Here is a 19,529-nt window from a genome sequence, read left to right on the forward strand (position 1 = left end):
CTGTGATCGCTAGTAGCCTGGCGCAGTGACTAGTTTCTTTGGGGGATTGGCAGCGGAGCGGCTGCCCGAGGGCCTGTACGAGCTGCTCAACACGGATTTGCTCGGTGACCGTCTGAAGCAAGAGCAAGGACTCCAGCCAGTCTTCGCGGACATAGAGGACGAAGACTCACCGGACGTACTCACCCGCCACGTCGCCGACGCCGTCCGGCGAGCCCTCGCGTCAGCCAGACCCACCGATCGAGTCGCCCTCGCGAACAGGCTTCTCCAGGAACTGGACACCCGAAACCGCATCGCACCGGGTCCAACTCAGCTCCAGTCTCTCCATCGCCCGGATAAGCTCAAACGTCGCAACCTGCGCCGCCCCAACACCAAATTGAGCGATTCCGCCTTGCTGACTAACAGCAAGGACGATCCCAACCTTGCTGCCGAGCTTCGGGCCGAGATTGAGTCCGCCGACACAGTGGACCTTCTCTGCGCCTTTGTCCGCTGGACTGGCCTCAGGCTCCTGGAGCCTGCCCTTGAGCAACTCAAGGAGCGCGGCGCCAAGCTCCGGGTCATCACCACAACTTACATGGGCGCCACCGAACGCAGAGCTATTGACGAGCTCGTCAACCGGTACGGGGCCGAGGTAAAGATTAGCTACGAAACGCAGGCAACTCGATTGCATGCCAAGGCCTGGCTGTTCCGCCGTAACACCGGATTCGACACCGCCTACGTAGGCAGCTCCAACCTGAGCCAGGCTGCCCTCCTAGACGGGCTGGAATGGAACGTCCGGCTCAGTTCCGTCGCAACGCCCGCCCTCCTGCAGAAGTTCGAGGTCACCTTCGACAGCTACTGGGAGCAGCGCGCCTTCCAAAGCTACGATCCGGACCGCGACGGCGAAAAGCTGGACGCTGCACTGGAGCGTAACGGCGGCCGTCGCACAGCGGCGCCGGATGCAACTACTGGTCTTGAGGTTCAGCCGTTCCTTCACCAGGAGGAGATGCTGGAGGACCTGGAAGCGGAGCGGCTCAAGGGCTTCAACCACAACCTCCTGGTTGCCGCCACCGGTACCGGAAAAACCGTCATCGCAGCGCTGGACTACAAGCGGCTGAGCGAAATTGCTGGCACAGACCTAAAACTACTCTTTGTTGCCCACCGCCAGGAGATTCTCAAGCAGGCGATGCGCACCTACCGTGACGTCATGCAGGACGGCGCCTTCGGTGAGCTCTACGTGGGGGAGCACAAGCCGCATGAGTGGAAGCACATCTTTGCGTCCGTCCAGTCGCTGTCTTCGCTCGGTATCGAGCAGCTGGAACCGGACTTCTTCGACGTCGTCGTCATCGATGAGTTCCACCACGCCATGGCGCCCACGTACCGCCGCCTGCTGGACCACCTGAAACCGCAGCAGCTCCTCGGCCTGACGGCGACTCCGGAACGCGGCGACGGCGTCGACGTCGCCCAGCAGTTCTTCGAGGGCCGGACAGCAAGCGAACTGCGGCTCTGGGACGCCCTCGACGCCGACCTGCTGGTGCCTTTCCATTACTTCGGCGTATCCGACGACGTCGACCTGAGCCAGTTGGAATGGAAACGCGGCAACTACGACACCACCCAGCTGAGCGCCCTCTATACGGGCAACGATGCCCGCGCCGCCAAGGTGATCCGCGAACTCAGGGACAAGGTCACCAGCACCGACCAGATGCGGGCCATCGGCTTCTGCGTCTCCGTCCAGCACGCCCGCTACATGGCCGAGGTGTTCAATAGGGCGGGTATTGCCTCCGTTGCCGTCGACGGAACCACTGACGATGCTGACCGCGGGGAGGCCCTGCGGCGCCTGGGGCAGCGGGAGATCAACTGCATTTTTGCCGTCGACCTGTTCAATGAAGGACTGGACCTGCCGCAGGTGGACACCATCCTGCTGCTCCGCCCCACGCAGAGTGCCACGGTGTTCCTTCAGCAGCTGGGACGCGGGCTGCGCCGTGCGGAGGGGAAGGCGGTGCTGACGGTCCTGGACTTCATCGGCCAGCAGCGCCGGGAGTTTCGCTTTGATCTGCGCTACCGGGCGCTGACCGGCTACGGCCGCAAGGAGCTGGAGAAGGCTGTCGAGGACGAGTTCCCGTACCTGCCGTCCGGTTCGCAGATCGTGCTGGACCGGGTGGCGCAGAAGGTGGTGCTAAACAACATCAAGGCACAGCTGCGGTTCAACCGGGCACAGCTGGTCCGGGACATCGCCTCATACGCCGAGACCGAGCTGGAGGCCTATCTGGAGCGGTCCGGGAACGAGGTGAAGACGATCTACCGGTCCACCAGAGACTCGTGGACTGGTTACCTCCGGCAGGCTGGCCTGATCGAGGGGCTTTCACCCCTGGAGACCGCATTGCGCGGCAAGCTCGAGGAGCTGTCGGACGCGGAGGAAAAGAAGCTGCTGGGCCGCATGGCCGCACTGATTCATGTGGACGATCAGGAACGTGCCGCCGCATACTCCATGTTGGTCGCTCCCGACGCGCCCCGCTATGCGGACCTTGGCATGCGCGAGCAGGCTTTTGCACGCATGCTGTTCTACACGCTGTGGGATGACGGCGGAGGATTCGAGACGTACGACGACGGCCTGGACCACCTGCGCGGCTACCAGTTTGTGTGCCGCGAGATCCGCCAGGTGGTGAAGCTGGGAGTGGCCGCATCGAAACACGCAGCGAAGAGCCTTGGTGCAGGGTTGCAGCACATCCCGCTGCTGTCACATGCAACCTACCGGCGCGAGGAGGTGTTGGCGGCGTTGCAGTACGGCTCGCTGGAACAGGGCAAGAACGTGCAGCACCGCGAGGGCGTTGCATGGTGTCCTGCTACTTCCACTGACGCCTTTTTTGTCACCCTGAACAAGGACGACAAGAAACACTCCGCGACCACGATGTACAAGGACTACGCCATCAGTCCGGAACTGTTCCACTGGGAGTCGCAGAACGCTACCTCGCCTGGCAGCCCGACGGGACGGCGCTATCTTGACCGGGCCTCCCACAGCTCAAGGATTCTGATCTTCACAAGGGACACGGCAGATGACGAGACAGGGCTGACGGTTCCGTACACATGTCTGGGGCAAGTGGACTACGTGCAGCACTCGGGGGAGAAACCGATCGCGATTACCTGGAAGCTGCATCGGCCTATGCCAGCGGATGTCTTCGCCACGGCTGCTGCCATGGCGCATTGATGTGCAGGGGGCACCGCAGAATAGCCGGTGCACTACCAGTCATCAGTTCATGCCAAATTATGCCTACCCTCTGGTGAGGGTCATGATGCCGAGAACGACCTGCCAAATTAGGGCAAGCCCAGGGACTAAAGCGAGTACTTTCAATGCAGTGGAGCCCCAATGTCCATTCTGAAGTGACCAGCCCTTGCTTGTCCTGGACCACACGTAGTCGCCGCTGTATATACCGCTAGCGATCTGGAAGACGTCGCCAATATTTCTGTGAACCTCGGCTGCAGTACGTTTGTCGTTTTGTGCCGTGCGTATTAGATTGCCCACGTAACGATTGCTGTTCTGAACACCGCACTTGGAAGCGACATACAGAAAGCGCCGAAGATTAGTCGCATATGCTTGCTTGGCCCAATATGATTCGGACCTTCTATACTTCTGCGCGCTTAGCGACAAGTACCGCGCTGCTTCACCTATGCTGTCGATCGGTGTCAGACGATACCGCATGTGCATGAGAACCGGGGAAAACAACATAAAAGCCAAAGTTTCGATCACCACGTAAGTTGCAAATGCATTCAGAAGTGACGAGAAAGCAGTCCTGGATAACAGGAAGACGGCTGCCACGGACAAGGTGTTTGCTAAAGGCAGTATCAGTAATAGCTCGACGTTGACCTTACCAGCGATGGAGAGACTGTCTACGAGTCTCCATTCATCCTTTCGTGAAATTGGCATGGCAACTTTTGCTGGTACTAGAATCATGTAGCGAAGACCTGCGCGAGTGGCCAATCGTGAATGCGGTCGAACTTTACGGGCTACCGCTCTAGCGACGTACGAAATCGCAAGGACCGTTTGGGCGATGATCAAGTAGGCGACGTTGAGCGAGAGCATAGTCAGGACGACTGTGAGTGCATCGTTGTTCACGGATCGCAGAACCTCCTTGAGTTGACCTCAGTCGAGACTATGCGAGGTGACCGACATTTAGGCACGTCATGTTATGCGGGCGAGACCGGGCATACACGCAGGAGGTCGTTCAGGACTGGGAACCATCCCCGAAAAGTCACGGCCGCAAATCCAGCGGCTTCAACTCAGCCCCGTCCTTGATCAGCCCAAGTAAGTCGTCCTGCCGCGCCTGCCCCAAGGTCAGCCGGTACTTCGCCAGACCATCAAGCATCTGTTTGGCCCGTGGCACGTCGCGGCTCAACGGGTGGTCCAGTAGCCGGCGCTCAATTTTGTGTGCGCCTGGGTGAATCCAATGCGGGGCAAACTCCGTGCTGGAATCCGAAGGGCGTGCCGCGACGTCTGCTGCCGCCGCCTCGAAGAGACTCGTCCAAGGGTCTGTCACCCCAGGCTTCAGCACCGCAGCCCCATGGGCAGCAGCCACGTTCTTCCGAACAGCGTGCCCCAGATACCGGTGCACCCGCCCTTCACGCTGCTCGAAGTCGACGGGATTCCCAGGAACGTTCCAGTGAATGACCGAGTGTGCCCACCAATGGAAGTCGATGCCCTCTTGGCCTACCGAGGTCGAGGCCAGGACGAACGGCCAGAACGGGCTGTTGAAGGCGCGACGGACGTCGGGCATGCGGTTGCTGTCGCCGTCGTCTGTTTTGGCGTTGCTGTAGCGAACAGCGAAGCGGACACCCATGCGCAGGTCGTCGTGGGACTCGTCGGGATACTTGGCAAGCATCTGCGCCGGCTTGAGGGACAGCGCGCGCCGTATGTCACCGGCCAGCGTCCATAGCTGGTCATTACTTATAGCCTCGGGCCCCTGCTGGCTGCGCAGCTGGAAGACGTACTCGTCCAGCACAGCCTGAAGGTTGCCTTCCTCGCAGTAGCGCAGGACCTTCTGCCAGTAGTCGCCTTCGGGGTAGAGCTTGTCCAGGAGTTCCGTGGCATCGAGCCGGTTGAACAGCGTGCGGAGCCCGCTTGCAGCAAAGACTGCAGCTTTCCAGAGCTCGGCTCCGTCGAAGTCCTCCGGAACCACCCGCTGAAAGGCACGGTAGAGGCAATTGGCGGGGGAGTTTACGGCCAGGTCCTCCAGACCGTCCTCCCATCCGGCTGGGTCGCCGCTGGTTGCCTCAAGCATCCGGTCCACGTGGGCAAGGTAGAGTCCGGCCTCGGAGCCGCCGTCCTGTTCCGCGTCGCCTCCGTTCGAGGCTTTACCCTGCTGTTGGGCCCACTCGTCCAGCTGCCGCAACTTGCGTGCGGCCAGTTTCGCGTCATTCGTCCACTCAGCGGGCAGGGCACCCGGAACCGAGAAGTAGGACGCCCAGGCGCCGAGACGGCTGGCGGGGTCGACGACGGCGCCACCCACCAAGTCCCGCCCAGCCGCTGCCGCCTCCTGACGTACGGAGTCTGCCGACACCACGGACCCGCGCAAAGAGGCGCTCCTCAGCGGGTCACCCGCCATAGCCAAGGAGACATGGGGGATGAACAGAGCGAGAGTGGACATGGCCTGCGGCTCCCCGTCGCGTACGCGGAAACGCAGACGGCCCCGGAAGCGCTTGCGTGCCTCCGCAGTGTTCTCCCCGTGCAGAGGAGAACCTTCAAGGATCTGCCGCTCAGCCTCATAGGAAAGCATTGTGGTGATCGCGGTGGGTGCGGCGTTCCACGCGGAGAAAACTAGCTGCTTAGTGACGGTAGGCCCTACCTCGGCGAAAGCACCTGACGGCTCAACATAGGGGAGCGACGGCGGCATCCACAGTAGCTTCCACCAGCCTTGGCCTATCGTGTGATCGCGCACAGCCCGGAACTTCGGGCTGTCAGTCTCCACCGCGCCGTACCGTTTGTAAGCCTCAGCGTCGATAGTTGCGAGGGCTGGCAGGAACGGGTCGACGGCGTCCCGGTCGCACTGGATCCGCCCGTCCAGCATCCTGCCCACCTTGTAGTCAGTCAGGAAGTGGGCGAACATCGGCACAGATTTCCAGTACTCCATGGGATTCCCGGTACGGGTGGCACGGAACAACGCGGACAGGGACTTATAGCTGGTCAGGTCACCGGCTCGGACATCGGTCGGCGCCATCTGGATGATCGACAGCATGTCGTCCTTGCCCAGCTGCGGCCGTTCCGTCCGGCTCATGAACATCTTCAACCGGGTCTCGATCCGATGCGTCAATTCCTCGTCGGGGGCCTGCTTCAACAACTGCGTGCGCCGGTCATCCAGGTCGGATTCGAGGCTTTCCATGTACCCGGAGCGTTCATTGCTCAGGAACCGCAGAAGCTGCCGGAAATCTGCGGCGTGATCGTCGCCGTCGGCCTCGTTTGCTGCAGTGTGCGCCTTGTATGGGGTGGCGGACAGCAGTATGAGCTTGGCGCCCTTGTAGTTCAGGAACTGCCGGGCCAGTTCCGCCGCGGCATCTTCGTCATCGGCGGAGGAGCCGGGGGAATAGAGCAGGTCACGGAAGCGCTGGAACTCGTCCAGGATGATGAGGTCCGGCTCCAGGCAGTCCATGCCGGCTTGGGCAAGGTCTCCACGCAGGCCGCCAATAATGGCAGCCATGCGAGGCCTCACGCCCTCAGCCCCGAACCTTTCCGCTTCCTCCATAGCCTCTTCAAATGCCTGCAGGTTGCCGCTCTTCCGGGAGCCGGCTATGAACCTTTCGCAAACGGACGGCTCAAAGCCTTCCTCGAAGCGCTCTTCAAGGCGCCGCACTTCCCAAGAGAAGTTGGGAACTCCAGCGGTGGCCCGGAGCAGCTCAATGGCCGTAGCGTGACTCTCAGTCACGATGCAGCCAACCTGCTCAAGGATCCGAAACAAAACGGCACGTTCTCGGGCCTGTCCGGTCGCCCCACCGACATTGAATGAGGTACCAGGAGTCAGGGAGATGAAGTTGACGCGTTTCCGCGTCCCGTCAGCTGCCGGGGCGTTGAGCTTTCCCAACTCGAGAGGCAGCAGCGTCAGCCTGCCGGACTCGATAATGTCCTTCTGTCCCGTGACGTTCAGCCGGCTGAGGTTCTGTTTGGCCAGGTCGGCGTTGGAGCAGACGTAGACGACGTCGATCCGGTCCACACCGGAGTCAGGCTCATCAAGTCGTTCGATGGCCTTCGCAATGACGCCGCGGGCAACCATGCTCTTGCCCAACCCTGTTTCATCAGCAACGAGGAAACGGTCCGCCGGCTGGTCATCCAGGTACACGCGCTTGAAGACGTGTTCCACCGTCCGGCGCTGAAAACCGCGGAGGCCCTCCAGTGAAGGTGTTGCGTCAAACCCCACGAAGTTCCTCCAGGTCTAGTGCCTCCGCAGCTGCTGTCCACAGCACATGCAGCTGCTGGATTTCGGGATCATTACCGCGAAGAGCGAGCAACCGGTCCATAACTACCTTCAGATCAGGGAAGACTGACGAGGCATCCGGACCGGCCATTGCCCCGATCATTGCCTCGTAAAGTCCGGCCGTTGAGCCGTCCCCGAACCCGGAGCCGGCGAACCATCCCGTGCCTGCCCCGGAGCCGGGCAGCGCATCCTCCGGGGTGAGGAACAGGAGGAGGAACTGGCGGAGTTTTTGCGGATCGTCGAGCTGCCTGGCAATAATCTCGTCCAGCCGCCCTGCAGGATCGGTGCGCAGACTGCCCTGGATGACTGTGCTCTTGGAGAGATTGGCCGCGGGGTCGTGCAGTGTGAGCACCAGGTACGGAGTGACGTCAGCGAGTGGCACTGCGTGGAAGCAGTGCTCCTGGCTGCTGGAAGGTTCGACGGCGACGCTTGGCTGCGGAAGGGAAAGTAGCCTTAATTCCGCCTTGAAGTCAGCGGTTGGCGACCACGAGTGCGAAACGGTCACCTTGTAGGTGTGCCCAGCCGTTCCATCTGGGATGGCATCCAGGATGAAACTCTCTGCTGCCGCATCCCGGAGCGCGTTCTCCAGACGGACGGCCGCCTTATCTTCGTCCGTGGGCTCTTCGCCCCCGGCTCCGTCATAGACCTCGAATGGAACGTCCTTGAGGCTGTCCTTGATCCGTTGCACACCCAAACGTTTTTTGGCGCCGCGCATTTCCAGCAGGAACTCCACATTTTTCGTGAATCCTGCCTCTGTAGCGTTAGCTGATCCGAGGAGGGCATAGGTGTGGTGGTCGTAGTCGCAGAAGTAAGCCTTGGCGTGAAGACCTGTCAGATCATCGCTGACTCTCGGGATCCCGGACGCGTCTGTCTCAGTCACTCCGGTGGTGGACGATTCCGGGATGCCCAGCTCGTCAAAGGCCTGGAAGGACGTGCGGGCATCAGCCACGGTCTTGGGGTTGAGGAGGTCCAGTTGGTCGCCCCGCGAGTAGACGTAAAGGTTGTCGGTCCATTTGTCCCGGAGCCGGCCGATCAGGACGTCATCGAGGAAGGGCGAGATGACGAGCTTGTCGCGGCCAAGATGGGCTGCGTCTCCGGTTTTCTTATTGAGTGCGGCGAAATTCTTGGGATCGCGGAGGTGGGCCGCGATTGAGCCTTGCTCGAACTCTTCGCCCATGCCCATCGGGCGGAAGGCCAAGCTGTGGATGTCCTCCGGCAGTTCCCACCGGACGTTAGCCAGACGGGAAGCGAGGCCCCGCACTCTAGCCAGCCGGCCGGCGTCGGGCGCTACCGTGCATAGCTCGGGGAGCCCGGCGATGAAACGGGACAGTGGACCGCTATCAGGGCTGGCGTCCTCACTGCTTCCTACTGGTTCACCGTCCAGTCGGACCAGAAGGTCCCAGCTGGCGTCGCTGGTGAGGTTGCGGCTGCTGCAAAGGAAGCGGTAGCAGCGCGCGGTGTCGTTGTCGAATTCAAGGAGCCACACTTTGGGGTGGAAGAGGCCACGCTTAACACTGACTTGGTGGACCATGGGCTCCAGCAGCGCGAGCAAGTCCGATGCGTCCTTCGGCGCCTTGATGTGGCCCGCCTGGCAGAAGATGTCGACGCGGTCCGAGACTTTCCGCAGAGCGCTGAGAATTGCCACGGGGTTTGTGAATTCTTCGCCGGAACCCGCTACGAAGCTCAACGGCACGGAGAGCGCACTGGTCATGTCCAGGGTGAAGGTGGTGCCCACAGCGTGTGCCAGCCTGAACCCGGCCGGCGGCCGCAGCTGCTGGGTGAGTGCCTGCCGGTTGGCTGCCTCAAGCATGGGACTGTCCTTCCAGGTCGAGCCCCGCGTGGATGTCGAGGACGGTTCGTCGGACTTGGGCCCAACGGAACGACAGTGCTCCGACCCCGGTTGGTGGCTGCCAGGCACGGAGTCGCCGTTCGTTGCGGAACCGCGAGTTGGACTTTTTCATCAGTTTTTCGCGGGTTTCGACGGCGGCGCGGAAGTCTGGGTTGTTGATGAGTTTGTTGGGGCTCAAGGCTGCAGCGACCATTGTGCGTGCGAACTCCGCGGTGTTGTGGTTGATGCCCTTGTTGAGCGCCTTGGCGCGCGCCAGATAATCGTCCACATCCCAAGTGGCCAGGAGGTCCCGCTTGCCTTTCCGTTTGGCTTCCCACTCTTCCAAGAGAATCTGTGTGGGCTCCGGGGTTGCCGGTCCGGACGCGAACCGCTGCATGGAGAGTACAGCCACGAGGTGCTGATAGAGGATCGTGGCGCCGTTGTGGACGAAGGAGAAGGCCTCTGCGTCTTGAAGCCACCGAGCAGGTTCCCCCTCTGCGCTGCGGCAGGCAGGATCCAGCCACGGAGCCCCGAGGCCCGGCGTAGGGCTCGTCTTGGAGCCGACTACGTGGGCCAACATTGTCCCTGCGCAGGTGGTAAGAATGCGTTCCTGCAGCCAGCGTGCTTCTACGTGGCTGAGGGTGAGCCCTCGTTCTTCAGCCTGCGGGAAGCCGAGGGGCGGCTGCGGCAGTGTTTGGTTCCAAACTGAGTAGTGGCTTTCGCCGTCTTCGGGGGCAGACGCGTCAGCGCACATCAGCTGGGCGACGGCGGAACGGTCCGTTTCGGGGTTCACGATCTCGTAACGACGAAGGGCCGACCAATAGGCGGCTGATGGGAGCTGCCGGACGCTGCTTCCGGCGTCGCGTCCGATGAAGCTGTCCACACCGAGCTCTTTGAGCCGGCCGATAAGTTGCCGCTCGGATTGTTCCGCCCGCTTGCGCAGGTCATCCGGGCTTCTGGTGCCATGCTGTGCGGTTTGGTAGGCCCAGGGGACAAGGAGCAGGTAGCGGGCACCGAGATGCAGGACCGATGTTCCTGGGAACAGGCTGTTGCTGATCGCGTCGCGGAGCTGTCCCATTCCGAGGTCATCGGTGGTCTCCGGCGTGCCGAACAGCTTCACCAGCTCGCGCATCCTCGAGTTTTCTTCGGTGGAAGCGTCGAGCCAGGAGATAAGGGAAGCCATTAAGTGAGGACTCGATTCTGCAATAGTGCCGAACATCTGTACTGGTGGCACTTCGCAACTACGTTTCGTCCCCCAAGCAGCACCTTAAGGCACTTAGGCCCGGCAAAATTTGAAGCTGTGGCGATCTTGAGCGAATCTTTCGTTTTCAGTGAATTTGAAATCTTGAGAAAAGCAACTCTTTCAGATTAAGAGGCAAGCCACCCCCTTGGGTGCTTCGAGATGCGCTGTCCAACTACATCCAACGTGAAGATTGCCGGTCTACCACGACGTTGTTGACTGCGCCTCTGGCCCCTGCATCACAGTTCTTGTGACGAGGCCTCCCGTTCTCGTTCATCGGTAGTTGATCGCCTTGTGGCTGGTTTTCGGCCAGTATTTCCGATGCCCGTCCACCACTTCAGGAGCGGATTCATCTTCAACGGGTCATGATTTTCGTTGTCGAGGAAGTCGCGTAGCGCGGGAAGTTCGGACGGATCCATCATGTCCAAGGAGCCTTTGTAGGCCGGGCGAGCGCACTGACTCTTCATGCCATCGACCCAAATTCCCCACGTTTTGGTTGAAACAAAACCATTGCGTCGCAGATCGAGTTCATCTTCACATAGCTGGAGGTATGCCGAGACCCTGGATCTGTCGGTTTCAACGAGGTCATCCACGGACGTCGCCGTCCAGGGATTGCCTTCAAATCGGTCCATTAGGTTCCAATAGCGCTGTACATATAAGTTCTCGAAGTCGCGGTGCTTTGCCGCGCGACCGTGGATCAACTGCAGCAGAGCAAGGAACACAGCCAACGCAGTTACGATAGTCGCGAACTGCGCGCCGATCTCAACCCATTCCCACCCCGCGGTCATGACTGCATGTCCTCGTAGACCAGCTCGCTCAGCATCTTTAGCAAAGCCTGCATTTTCGTCTTATCGCCCAGTGCCTGAATGCTGAGATTTCGGTGGCTCTCCATCGAATTGATGACAGCAGTGCTCAGCGCAACATGAAGCTCGGGACTCGTGTTGAAATGGCTGCGCGTATTGTTCTGTGCCTGTTTCTGGAGCGTCTCGTTCTTTACAAGCTCCCGACGCACGCCCTCCACAAAGTGCGCCACCGCATCCAGTTCCTCGCCTTCGAACGGCAGGTTTGCCTGCTGGATGACTTCTTCCCACGTGGCCAGGACTGGATCCTTGGCTTGGCCGGTACCCGGCTCCGTTAACGGCTTCAATAACTCCCCTTCGCCCGAGAGCTGCAGCTGGGCCTGGCCCTTGTCCTTGAGGGCGTACTTCGCCAGCACGACGCCGGATAGGTCCAGTGCCACCTTGGCGTCGTTCACCCTGAGAACGGGCAGGAGGTGCTTGTAGTAGATCGAGCGTTTTTCCAGATCCGTGTCCGCGAAGTCGACGATTTGGGAGAGGAAGTCGTAGGCGCGGACGAACGAGCCGAGGTCCTTCCTGAATAGGTCCAGCTCGTCTTGGGCGGCTTTGTCGGCCTCGGCAACGGCGGCGTTGTACCGGGTATTGAAGCGTGACTTCGCCGGGGCCACCCAGCCGGAGAGCGCGTTGTTGCCGGCCTCCAGGACGTAGGACTTCACCAGACCGTCCACCTCGGACTCGAGGTAGATCTGGGCGGCGTCGAGCTTGGCCTGCAGGTCGTGAACAACGTTGGGGTCGGAGACGCCTTCCAGCCCAGCCTCGCGGAAGTACGGCTGGAAGGAGGCAAGAATCTCGGCCGGGTCGTTGACGAAGTCAAGCACGAATGTCTGGTCCTTGCCGACAGCGGTCCGGTTCAGCCGGGACAGGGTTTGCACGGCGGAGACGCCGGACAGTCTCTTGTCCACGTACATCGCCACGAGCAGCGGCTGGTCGAAGCCAGTCTGAAACTTGTTGGCCACCAGCATGATCTTGTACTCGTCCGTGGAAAACGCCTCGGGCAGCGTGCGGCCCTTCAAACCCGGGTTCATGTTGTGCTCGGTGAACGCCTCAGTACCGGATTCGTCGTCGTTGACTTCGCCGGAGAAGGCGACCATGGTGCCCAAGCCGGAGTAGCCGGCATCGTGGATGTACTTGTCGATCGCGAGCTTGTACCGGACCGCTTCCTTGCGGGAGCCGGTGACCACCATGGCTTTGGCCTTGCCGTCGAGGCGCCAGGCGACGTTGGCGCGGAAGTGCTCCACGATCACCTGGACTTTCTGGCTGATGTTGTAAGGGTGCAACTTCACCCAGTTCATCAGGGACTTCAGCGCCTCGGACTTCTCCACCTGGGCATCGTCCGAGTCGTAGTCCCGACCCTCGTGGGTGAGTCGGTAGGCCACTTTGTAGCTGGTGTAGTTCTGCAGCACGTCCAGGATGAAGCGCTCCTCGATGGCCTGCTGCATGGAGTACAGGTGAAACGGCTGCGGCAGCCCGTCAGAGCCCTTGCGGCCGAACAGCTCAAGGGTCTTGGCCTTGGGCGTGGCGGTGAAGGCGAAGTAGCTGATGTTTTTGGCGTCGGCCCGCTCGGCCATCTCGGCGGCGAGATAGCTTTCGATGTCGAACTCGCCGCCGTCGTTGACGTCCGCCAGTTCCTCTGCGGAGAGGACCTTCTTCAGCTTGTTCGCAGTGGAGCCCGTCTGTGAGGAGTGCGCCTCGTCCGCGATGATCGCGAAGTTCCGGCCTTTCAGCGCCTGGGATTCGGCGATGGCCTTCAACGCGAACGGGAAAGTCTGGATGGTGACGATGATGATCGGTGTCCGCGCCGCCAGCGCAGCGGTAAGTTCTGCGGACTTGGAGCCGGCGGTGCCGCGGATGGGTACGACGACGCCGGACTTGTGCTCGATCTGGTAGATCGCGTCCTGCAGCTGGGCATCCAGCACGGTCCGGTCAGTGACGACGATGACGGAGTCGAAGATTTTCTGGTTCCCGGAACCGTGCAGGGAGCTGAGCTGGTGCGCGGTCCAGGCGATGGAGTTGGTCTTCCCGGATCCGGCGGAGTGCTGGATCAGGTAGCGATGGCCGGGACCTTCGGTTCGGGCAGTCTCGATGAGTCGGTTGACGACGTCCCATTGGTGGTAGCGGGGGAACAACAGGGACTTGCGGACTTCCCGCTCGCCGGTGACGGGGTTGGTTTTGTCGCTGATCTGCAGGTGCAGGAACTTTCCGATGATATTCAGCCAGGAGTCGCGCTGCAGGACCTGTTCCCAGAGGTAGCTCGTGGCCGAACCCTTCGGGTTGACCGGGTTGCCGGCATGGCCGTCGTTGCCGAGGTTGAAGGGCAGGAAGTAAGTGTCCTTGCCCTTGAGCTCGGTGGTCATCTGGATTTCGTCGTTGCTGACAGCGAAGTGCACCAGGGCGCGGCGGCCGAAGGACAGTAGCGGCTCGTCCTTGTTCTTGCCGTTGCGGGGCAGCCGGTCTCTACGGTACTGCTCGACGGCGTCATTGATGTTCTGCGTGAAGTCCGTCTTAAGCTCGATGGTCGCGACCGGGAGGCCGTTGACGAACAGCACCAGGTCGATGCTCTTTAGGGTGTCGACCGTGGAGTAGTGCACCTGCCGGATCACCCGGAGGCGGACCTTTCCGTAGCGCTCCAGCGTCTCCGGGTTCAAGCCCATGGCCGGCTTGAACTGGCACATCTCGAATTTGACCGCGACGTCCTTGAACCCGGCGCGCAGCACGGATAGCATGCCGGCTTCCTTGGCCGCCGGCTTGTCTAGAACCTTGCACAACCGGTCCAGAAGCAGCCGCTTCGCGAGCTCGTGCTCGGCCTGGGAGTCCGTTGGCTTCAGGACCTTCGCCAGCTGCTCAGGTTGGGTGTCCTCAAGCCACGCGAAGACGTCCTCCGGAACAAGGGCGCGCGTGGCGTCGTACAGCTCGCTGGCTTTGCGGTGCGGCTCGTAGATCCAGCCATCGGCCGCAAGGGCCTGGCAGATCTCGTCCTCGAATGTCACTTCATTGTGCTGCGCCATGTGGTTCCCCCTAGAAACTGTCGAAAAAGTCCTGGTCCAGCTTCTTCACGACCACCGTGCGGTCGACTTGGACTCCGACGCCGTATTCGAACATGAGCGATGCCAGCCGCTGCCCGTCGATGAGAATCAGCGTGTAGTGTGCCGTGTCGCGGGCGACGGCCCGCGCCCCGGTGGTGAATGTCGAGGTGGTAATGAAGATGCCCTTGGTGGCCCGGAACTGGCCTAGAGCGCCGCTGAAGGCCTGCACCTCGGGTGCGCCGACATTGTTGCCTTCGGAATAGCGCTTGGCTTGGAGGTAGACCCGGTCGAATCCGAGGGCGTCCTGCCAGACAATGCCGTCGATGCCCTTGTCGCCGGATCGCTGCGTGGGCTTCAGGTTGTCTTCCCGGTCCGTGCCGTAGCCGAGCGCCCGGACGACAAAGGGAATAAGGCGTTCGAAGGCGTCGGGAGAGAGTTCGAGCAGGTTGCGGTAGATCTCGTCCATGACCACGCGGTTGAGCTGGTCCGCGGACTGCTCGAGGGCCTCAGATGGGTCGGCGTCTACCGCTACCTCGGAGACCATAGCCGCTTCCACTCCGGGGATGACCGTCTTTTTGGGTGCCTTTGACGTGTTCTGGTAAGCGCGGTAAGACTCGTACTCCATCAACGTCTGGTATGTGATTTCGGCAGTGGAGGACGCTCGGCGGAGGCCCTCATCGCTGATCTTGTATTGCCCGCGTGCCTCGCGCACGAGCAAGCCGGCCTTCATGGAATCGAAGACCGCCCAATTGATACGGTTGGACCAGCGGGCCTCGCCGGAAGACATTACTTCTGCCATGTCTTCTTCGGTCAGCCGGGTGCGCTCCGCGACGGCAGTCCTGATTTCAGCATTTCGGCGGATCTGGCCGTCCGTCATTACACGCAGAACAGGGTCGACAAATCCATGCCACTGGGGCAAAGTCATACCTAAGCAACTCCTTCTCGAACGTCGATCTTGCCGGTCACGGCAGCGGCGATAAGGGCGGACCGGCGCTCCTTCAGTTTGAAAATAACCGCATTTGCCTTATCCACGAGGTCATCGATATGGCGGGTCTTTCGTCCGAGATGATCAACGATGCGGTGCTGCTCATCCATGGGTGGGACGCCGAATCTGTAGTTCTTGACCGTCGTAGAGTTTGTTGATGCCAGATTGGTCGACTGTTTACCGGTGAGATAGAAGTAGGATCGCGCGGGATCAGCGTCCAGAGCCAGAACCAAGAACTCATTGAGCAATTGATTACCAGTTCGAACGGCGAAGATATGGTTCTGGTGCACGCATGGGGCTATGGGAGCTTCCCAAATGCAGCCGCGGGCCAACTTGTCTCGGTCCCCGCCTTCGGTCATGAGCACGTCACCAGCCCGGAGAATGGACGTTGCGGCCACCTCCTTGGGCAAGTTGATTTCCTTGACTTCATTGAGGTCGACATATCCGATTTGAACGTTTGCCACTCGCAGATACGGATACGTCTCAGTCTCGACACCCGAGAAGTCCTTGCCGAGTGTGACGCCGGTCTGCATTCGAATCAGATTCTTCAGCGGTTGAACGGTCCAGTGCTCCGGAACGGGGCCCTGGCAAGGAACACCGGAGGGTTTGGTAGGGGCGCTGGGGTCTAGGCCTTTGGTGACCGCGTGGGTGATCAAGGCCTGGCGCTTCTCGGCGAGCAGACCGATGAGCCGCTCCTGCTTGCCGATCAGCTCGTCGATCTGGGCGGTTTCGCGGTCGAGATATTCGGTGATTGCCTGCTGGGTAGACTCTGGCGGAAGAACCACGGGCAGCCACTTCATGTCGGAGTACTTCATCGACTGCCGCAAACCGCCGCCCATTGAATAGAACACTTTCTGAAGGTCGTAGGCACGCAATAGATAGCTCAAGAACTTGGGACGAATCGCCGTGGGAGTAACCGCCAGATATGCCGAGGTGATGATGCCTCGTTCTGGCGAAATCGCGGACCGGAGGCTTCGCTTATCGTTCTGAAGGTCAGTAAGTCGAAGAACGATGTCGTCGGGGCCAATAACTTGGTATGTGTCGAAGGACGCTGGCAAGAGTCCGTAATTCCCCGCAATGTCTTTGCGGACAATTCGCCCATAACTGAGGGACAAAAGGTTCGACTCGGTGCCAGCCTTGTTCGACGCAGTGTTCTCCCGAACTACTGCGAACAGAGGACAGGTTTTCCATCCCGCCGGAATCGGTCCCACCCACTCGATACCGGACCCGGAATACTCGTCGTACGGCGTGGGTCCTGTCATTTCTCGACCTCGGCCAGCAGCGTCGTGATCTCGGAGATGAGCTGGTTGAGATCCGCGTCGATCTCGTCCAGCGACCGGGGCGCGACGTACTTGTAGAAGTGGCGGGTGAACGGGATCTCGTAGCCGACCTTGGTCTTGGACTCGTCGATCCAGGCGTCGGGGATGTGGGGGAGGACTTCGCGCTCGAAGTAGGCCTTGATGTCCTCGCCGAGCGGCACATTTTCGGTGTCGCGCAGGTCTGTGTCTGCTTCGGGTGTTCCTTTGGGGCCCCTGCACACGTCGGCGGTCTCGTCGCGTTCGGAGAGCCCTGCGAACACGGCTTTTAGGACCGGGACCCCGAGCTTGAGTCCGGCGCCGGCAAGGGCCGGCTTGAGGACTTTGAGGAAGGCCTCACGGCTCTTCCAGCGTTTCGTTTCGCCTTCGCCGAGCCGGGTGAGCGTCTTCTCCAGAAGCTGCCGGTCGTCGTCGGACAATTTCTCGACGGGTTTTTGCGCCAGTGCCGCGTCAATTCTCTCGGGCGTGCAGGCAAAGTTGAGCTTCAACGGCCGCTCGACGGTGATAGTGGAGTAGCCGAAGTCCTGGTTGCTGAAGATCTTGGAGGTCTCGCCGTCGTTTTCGAATGATCCATAGAGCTGGACGATGCGCTCGATGTCCTTGGGGCCGAGTTCCTTGCGTTTGGAGCCGAGGCTCTTGCGCATCTTTTGGAAGAAGTCGGCACCGTTGATGAGCTGGATTTTGCCGGTGCGTTCCGGGTGCTTCTGCTTTTTGCTGTTGGAGAGGATCCAGATGTAGGTAGCGATGCCAGTGTTGTAGAACATGTCGGTGGGCAGCGCGATGATGGCTTCGACGAGGTCGTTCTCGATCAAGTACTTGCGGATTTCGGACTCGCCGGAACCGGCGCTGCCGGTGAACAGGGGCGAGCCGTTCAGGACGATGCCGATGCGGGAGCCGCCGTCGTGAGCCGGGCGCATCTTGCGGATCAGGTGCAGCAGGAACAGCAGCGAGCCGTCGCTCACGCGCGGAAGGCCCGGGCCGAAGCGGCCCTCGAAGCCGTACTGCTCGTGTTCGTTCTGAATCTGCGGCTGGATCTTCTTCCACTCGACGCCGAACGGCGGGTTGGAGAGCATGAAGTCGAACTGCTGTCCGATGTTCTGGTCATTGGCCAGGGTGTCGCCGACGGAGATCTTGGCGATGTCCTGGCCCTTGATGAGCAGGTCCGACTTGCAGATGGCGTAGGACTCGTCGTTGATTTCTTGGCCGTAGGCGACCAGGGAGGCGCTGGGGTTGAGTGCGTGTAGGTGTTCCTGGGCGACGGTGAGCATGCCGCCCGTCCCGGCAGTGGGGTCGTAGATGGACCGGACGATGCCCTCTTTGGTAAGGACCTCGTCGTCGTAGTTCAGCAGGAGCTGGACCATGAGCTGAATGACCTCGCGCGGGGTGAAGTGCTCACCGGCGGTCTCGTTCGAGGCCTCGGCGAAGCGGCGGATGAGCTCCTCGAACATGAGACCCATCTCGATGTTGCTAATGGTTTCCGGGTGGAGGTCGATCGCGGCGAAGTCTTTGGTGACGTGGTAGAGCAGGTCGGCGGCGTCCAGCTTTTCGAGGGTCTTGTAGAACTCGAAGCGCTCGAAGATGTCCCGAGTGTTCTCCGAGAAGCCCTGGACGTAGTTGAGGATATTTGCCTTGATGTTGGTGGGGTCGTCCAGGAGCTTGGCGAAGCTGAACTTGGAGGTGTTGAAGAAGCTGTGGCCCGAGGCCTTCTGCAGGAAGGTATCCAGCGGGATGTTCAGGTCTTTCTTGGCCTCTTGTTCGGCGAGGACGTCGTCCTTCGTCTTCTCCAAGACGCAGTCCAGGCGGCGGAGGATGGTGAACGGGAGAATCACCGAGCCGTACTGCGCCGGTTTATAGGTGCCCCGCAGGATGTTCGCGATGCTCCACACCAGGTTGGCGTTGTTGTTGCCGGCCACTGCTCCCACTTCCTTTGCTGCGGGCAGCGGGGTGAGCCCTCGAGTCGCTGACGGTGTCCCCATTGCCGTGCAGCGTTCTTCGATCACGCACGTACTTGCTATGCATTGTATGGGGTACACGGGCAACGTATTTTTGGCGCTGATGATCCCCGCCGGCGCGCTCGCATCTAGGCTGACTGGGTTGCGAGGGCGAAGACGGCAAGCTCGAGCTTCTAGGGTGATGGAGAACCGGTGGTGGCTTATAAATCGTCGAGAAGCCTAGCTTCTTTGAGGGCATCTTCGACGCCATCAAAGATCTTTCCGGCATACTCAACAGACACCTGCACATCGAAATTCTCGCCAAACAGGCCAATGTTGATCGTTGAGTCTGAGGTCTCCCAGAATGAAAACTTGCTGAGATGCCCACAGCCAACTGCCATGCCCCACTCTGAATAATCGTCTTTGTAGAGGTCGTTGAGCCAGTACGTCTCATCCTTGTATGGTGAGCCGTATTTCTTGCTTAGTGAGCCCTTGAGCTCTTCGTAAACGGTGAGGTATTGCGTCTGATTCTGATATTGCTCGGTGACTAGGTATTTCCCGCGAACGAGTTGATCGCCTACGAAAATGTAAGCGGCAAGACACTTGAACCTCCCCAGCCTCACTTCAAAGTCCAGGTATTCGTCCTGCTCCAGTTGGGGCTCACTGCTTTCGGAAGCTTTGACTTCTGAATGGGAAGCACCCCACGAGGCTTTTCTGAAGCCCTCTGTGGAAGGCGCTGCTCCATGTCTTGTTGGAGTCCAAGTGCCATCCTCGTTGAGGTCGATAGCCATGCCGGATTCCGTGACCGCTCTCATTTCTTCCCCCAGTGGTATAGGTGCTAGTAGACCCTCAGGCCTCGTGTCCTGCGACCCTTTAGGTAATTCAATCGGTAGCGTAGCGTGAAACTGCCGGTGAG

At 60.5% G+C, this 19,529-nt stretch carries 11 protein-coding genes; 1 reads left to right on the forward strand and 10 read right to left on the reverse strand.

Annotated elements, in window-relative coordinates; all coding sequences use genetic code 11:
- Positions 1-61: 61 nt before the first annotated feature.
- Positions 62-3,181 (forward strand): DUF3427 domain-containing protein, encoded by a 3,120-nt coding sequence (locus tag VXJ37_RS04655; RefSeq protein WP_331322147.1) that lies wholly within the window; start codon positions 62-64, stop codon positions 3,179-3,181.
- A gap of 63 nt (positions 3,182-3,244) precedes the next feature.
- Here VXJ37_RS04655 and VXJ37_RS04660 read toward each other — a convergent pair whose 3' ends face one another.
- From VXJ37_RS04660 to VXJ37_RS04705, 10 genes are all read right to left on the reverse strand, one after another.
- Positions 3,245-4,087 (reverse strand): hypothetical protein, encoded by an 843-nt coding sequence (locus VXJ37_RS04660; protein ID WP_331321900.1) that lies wholly within the window; start codon positions 4,085-4,087, stop codon positions 3,245-3,247.
- 136 nt (positions 4,088-4,223) lie between these two features.
- Entirely contained in the window at positions 4,224-7,376 is a 3,153-nt protein-coding gene (locus VXJ37_RS04665; protein ID WP_331321901.1) for a helicase C-terminal domain-containing protein, read from the reverse strand.
- Positions 7,366-9,243, reverse strand: a complete 1,878-nt coding sequence (locus VXJ37_RS04670; protein ID WP_331321902.1) for a phospholipase D family protein — start codon at positions 9,241-9,243, stop codon at positions 7,366-7,368. Before VXJ37_RS04670 ends, VXJ37_RS04665 begins: the two co-directional genes overlap by 11 nt.
- Entirely contained in the window at positions 9,236-10,444 is a 1,209-nt protein-coding gene (locus VXJ37_RS04675; protein ID WP_331321903.1) for a DUF6361 family protein, read from the reverse strand. Before VXJ37_RS04675 ends, VXJ37_RS04670 begins: the two co-directional genes overlap by 8 nt.
- 296 nt (positions 10,445-10,740) lie before the next feature.
- Positions 10,741-11,289 carry a hypothetical protein gene (locus tag VXJ37_RS04680; RefSeq protein WP_331321904.1) on the reverse strand — a complete coding sequence of 183 codons (549 nt, stop codon included), beginning with the start codon at positions 11,287-11,289 and terminating at the stop codon, positions 10,741-10,743.
- Positions 11,286-14,363 carry a type I restriction endonuclease subunit R gene (locus VXJ37_RS04685; protein ID WP_331321905.1) on the reverse strand — a complete coding sequence of 1,026 codons (3,078 nt, stop codon included), beginning with the start codon at positions 14,361-14,363 and terminating at the stop codon, positions 11,286-11,288. Before VXJ37_RS04685 ends, VXJ37_RS04680 begins: the two co-directional genes overlap by 4 nt.
- A 10-nt stretch (positions 14,364-14,373) precedes the next feature.
- The gene (locus VXJ37_RS04690) at positions 14,374-15,306 is read right to left on the reverse strand and encodes a restriction endonuclease (RefSeq protein ID WP_331321906.1); all 933 of its coding nucleotides are present in this window, start codon (positions 15,304-15,306) and stop codon (positions 14,374-14,376) included.
- Between the two features lie 2 nt (positions 15,307-15,308).
- Positions 15,309-16,628, reverse strand: coding sequence for a restriction endonuclease subunit S (locus tag VXJ37_RS04695; protein ID WP_331321907.1), 1,320 nt, complete (start codon positions 16,626-16,628; stop codon positions 15,309-15,311).
- On the reverse strand, positions 16,625-18,682 hold the full coding sequence (locus tag VXJ37_RS04700) for a type I restriction-modification system subunit M (protein ID WP_331321908.1): 2,058 nt from the start codon (positions 18,680-18,682) through the stop codon (positions 16,625-16,627). The genes VXJ37_RS04695 and VXJ37_RS04700 overlap by 4 nt, the downstream gene beginning before the upstream one ends.
- Positions 18,683-18,834: 152 nt before the next feature.
- Positions 18,835-19,404, reverse strand: a complete 570-nt coding sequence (locus VXJ37_RS04705) for a hypothetical protein (RefSeq protein ID WP_331321909.1) — start codon at positions 19,402-19,404, stop codon at positions 18,835-18,837.
- Between the last annotated feature and the right edge of the window lie 125 nt (positions 19,405-19,529).

Origin of the sequence: Pseudarthrobacter phenanthrenivorans (assembly GCF_036455295.1) — a bacterium.
Taxonomy (GTDB): Bacteria; Actinomycetota; Actinomycetes; order Actinomycetales; family Micrococcaceae; genus Arthrobacter; species Arthrobacter phenanthrenivorans_C.